Origin of the sequence: Rhodopseudomonas sp. AAP120, assembly GCF_001295845.1 — a bacterium.
Classification (GTDB): domain Bacteria; phylum Pseudomonadota; class Alphaproteobacteria; order Rhizobiales; family Xanthobacteraceae; genus Rhodopseudomonas.
Genome location: NZ_LJIC01000131.1, coordinates 1 through 3,146, shown reverse-complemented (window position 1 = coordinate 3,146; position 3,146 = coordinate 1). Strand labels below are relative to the sequence as shown.

Genomic DNA, 3,146 nt, shown 5'->3' with positions numbered 1-3,146 from the left:
CGTATCCGCGAGTCGCAAAGGCTCGGCATCGTGGAGGCGCCCCCTCACCCGACCAGCTTTGCTGCGCAAAGCCGGTCGACCTCTCCCCGCACGCGGGGAGAGGTTAGGAAGCGCGCGGTGCAGCGGATTGCGTAGACCAAGAGTCCTCTACAGCGCCATCTGTCGGCTGATCTCGGCGGGGTCGAGAGTGGCGCGATCGCAGGTGTATTTCACCGCGCCGCGATCCATCACCGCGAAGCTGTCGCCGAGTTCGCAGGCGAAATCGAGATATTGTTCGACCAGCACAATGGCGATGTTGCCGAGATTGCGCAAATACGAAATCGCCCGGCCGATGTCCTTGATGATCGACGGCTGGATGCCTTCGGTCGGCTCGTCGAGCAGCAGCAGCTTGGGCCGCATCACCAGCGCGCGGCCGATGGCGAGCTGTTGCTGCTGGCCGCCGGACAGATCGCCGCCGCGTCGGCCGAGCATCGAGTTGAGGACTGGAAACAGCGAGAACACGTCGTCGGGGATCGACTTGTCGGCGCGCTTCAGCGGCGCGTAGCCGGTTTTCAGATTTTCTTCGACGGTGAGCAGCGGAAAGATCTCGCGGCCCTGCGGCACCAGCGAGATGCCGCGGCGGGCGCGCTCGTAGGGCTTGAGATGCGAGATGTCGGCGCCGTCGAAAGTGATCGAGCCCGACGAAATCGCCTGCTGGCCGACCATGGCGCGCAAGAGGCTGGTCTTGCCGACGCCGTTGCGGCCGAGCACGCAGGTCACCTTGCCCGGCTCCGCCGCGATCGACACCCCGCGGAGCGCCTGCGCCGCGCCGTAGTAGAGATTGATGTTGTCGACGTTCAGCATCAGAGCGTCCTCGATTAACTTATTCGGCAAGCGCCGGCATGTTTTGCACGGTCGTCATCCCCGCGCATGCGGGGGATCCAGTACGCCGCAGCATTGCGGTGAACACGCGGCGCCCTGGGATACTGGGTCGCCCGCCTTCGCGGGCGATGACCATTGAGAGCATGGCAGCGCATGAAATCCGCATCACCGCCCCAAATACACTTCCACCACCCGCTCGTTCGCCGAGACGTCGTCGATCGTCCCTTCCGCCAGCACGGTGCCTTCGTGCAGGCAGGTCACCTTGACGCCGAGTTCGCGGACGAAGGTCATGTCGTGCTCGACCACGACGACGGTCTTGTCGTGGCTATTGATCTCTTTCAACAGCTCGGCGGTCTGATGCGTCTCGACGTCGGTCATGCCGGCGACCGGCTCGTCAACCAGCAGCAGCTTTGGATCCTGCGCAAGCAGCATCCCAATTTCGAGCCATTGCTTCTGGCCGTGCGACAGGTTGCCGGCAAGTCGGTCGCGGGCGTCGCCGAGCTTGATGATCTCCAGCACGCGGTCGATGCGCTTGCTCTCCGGCTCGCTGCGCCGCCAGAACAGCGTGCCGCGAACACGGTGATCGACGTTGAGCGCCAGCAAGAGATTGTCCTCGATCGTCTGGCTCTCGAACACTGTCGGCTTCTGGAATTTGCGGCCGATGCCGAGCGTGGCGATCTCGGTCTCGTCCAGCTTGGTGAGATCGACGCTGCCGTCGAACACCACCTCGCCTTTGTCCGGCTTGGTCTTGCCGGTGATGATGTCCATCATCGTGGTCTTGCCGGCGCCGTTCGGGCCGATGATGGCGCGCATCTCGCCGGGCTCGAGCGTCAGCGACAGATTGTTGATGGCATGAAAGCCGTCGAACGAGACGTGGACGCCGTCGAGATACAGCATCGCCGAGGTGGTGCGGGTTTCCAGCATGCTCATCGGGCTTACTCCGCCATCTTCGGCGCGATCACGCCGTCTTCGCGCGCTGCGCTCTCCCGTGCTGCGGCCGCCGCGTCGTCGCGCTTGGCCTGGTCCTTCTCCTGGCCCTTCTCCCACCAGGCGTTGAAAGTGCCGATGATGCCCTTGGGCAGCAGCAGCGTCACCAGCACAAACAGCGCACCGAGCATAAACAGCCAGTACGGCGCCAGCGGCCCGGAGGTGAACACGGTCTTGGCGTAGTTGACCACCACGGCACCGAGCGCCGCGCCGACCAGCGTGCCGCGGCCCCCCACCGCGACCCAGATCACCGCCTCGATCGAATTGCCCGGAGCGAATTCGCCCGGGTTGATGATGCCGACCTGCGGCACATACAGCGCGCCGGCGACGCCGGCCATGCAAGCCGACAGCGTAAACACGAACAGCTTGTAGGATTCGACCCGGTAGCCAAGGAACCGCGTGCGGCTCTCGGCATCGCGGATCGCGATCAGCACCTTGCCGAGCTTGGACGTGACCACCGCGCGGCAAATCAGGAAACCGACGCCGAGCGCGAGACAGCTCAGGAAGAACAGCGCCGCGCGGGTGCCTTCGGCCTGAACGTTAAAGCCGAGGATGTCCTTGAAGTCGGTCAGGCCGTTATTGCCGCCGAAGCCGAAATCATTGCGGAAGAACGCCAGCAGAAGCGCGTAGGTCATCGCTTGCGTGATGATCGACAGATACACACCGGTGACGCGCGAGCGGAACGCCAGCCAGCCGAAGCAGAAGGCGAGCAGCCCCGGCACCAGCAGCACCATCAGGGCCGCGAACCAGAAATGGTCGAAGCCGTACCAGTACCAGGGCAGTTCCTTCCAGTTCAGGAACACCATGAAGTCCGGCAGGATCGGGTTGGCGTAGACGCCGCGGGTGCCGATCTGCCGCATCAGATACATCCCCATCGCGTAGCCGCCGAGCGCGAAGAATGCGCCGTGGCCCAGCGAGAGAATGCCGCAATAGCCCCAGATCAGGTCGATCGACAGCGCCAGCAGCGCGTAGCAGACATATTTGCCGAACAGCGAGATCAGATAGGTCGGCACGTGCAGCACCGAGCCGTCCGGCAGCAGCAGGTTGGACAGCGGCAGCAGGATTCCGACCGCCGCGAGGATCAACAGGAAGATCGTGGCACTGCGGTTGAGCGAGCGGGTGAGAATGTGCGGGGTCATGCGCGGCCTCCGCGGCGGCCATCCTTCGAGGCCGGCGCCATGCGCGGGCACCTCAGGATGACGGCTGTGCCGTGAAGCGACGTGTAGTTCCGGCGAGCACAGAGCGCTCCCCTCCCCCTTGCGGGGAGGGGTCGGGGGTGGGGGTCCGCGGGCACTGAG

3 protein-coding genes are annotated in these 3,146 nt (G+C 64.6%); all 3 read right to left on the bottom strand.

Annotated elements, in window-relative coordinates; all coding sequences use genetic code 11:
• Positions 1-147: 147 nt before the first annotated feature.
• Positions 148-843 (bottom strand): urea ABC transporter ATP-binding subunit UrtE, encoded by a 696-nt coding sequence (gene urtE / locus IP86_RS20120; RefSeq protein ID WP_054164212.1) that lies wholly within the window; start codon positions 841-843, stop codon positions 148-150.
• A gap of 183 nt (positions 844-1,026) precedes the next feature.
• Positions 1,027-1,791 carry an urea ABC transporter ATP-binding protein UrtD gene (urtD, locus tag IP86_RS20115; protein WP_054164211.1) on the bottom strand — a complete coding sequence of 255 codons (765 nt, stop codon included), beginning with the start codon at positions 1,789-1,791 and terminating at the stop codon, positions 1,027-1,029.
• A gap of 5 nt (positions 1,792-1,796) precedes the next feature.
• Positions 1,797-2,987, bottom strand: coding sequence for an urea ABC transporter permease subunit UrtC (gene urtC, locus IP86_RS20110; RefSeq protein WP_054164210.1), 1,191 nt, complete (start codon positions 2,985-2,987; stop codon positions 1,797-1,799).
• Positions 2,988-3,146 lie beyond the last annotated feature (159 nt).

Excerpts from the sequence above, each read along its gene's own strand:
- urtE (WP_054164212.1), bottom strand. The coding sequence starts at position 843 with ATGCTGAACGTCGACAACATCAATCTCTACTACGGCGCGGCGCAGGCG.
- urtD (WP_054164211.1), bottom strand. The coding sequence starts at position 1,791 with ATGAGCATGCTGGAAACCCGCACCACCTCGGCGATGCTGTATCTCGAC.
- urtC (WP_054164210.1), bottom strand. The coding sequence starts at position 2,987 with ATGACCCCGCACATTCTCACCCGCTCGCTCAACCGCAGTGCCACGATC.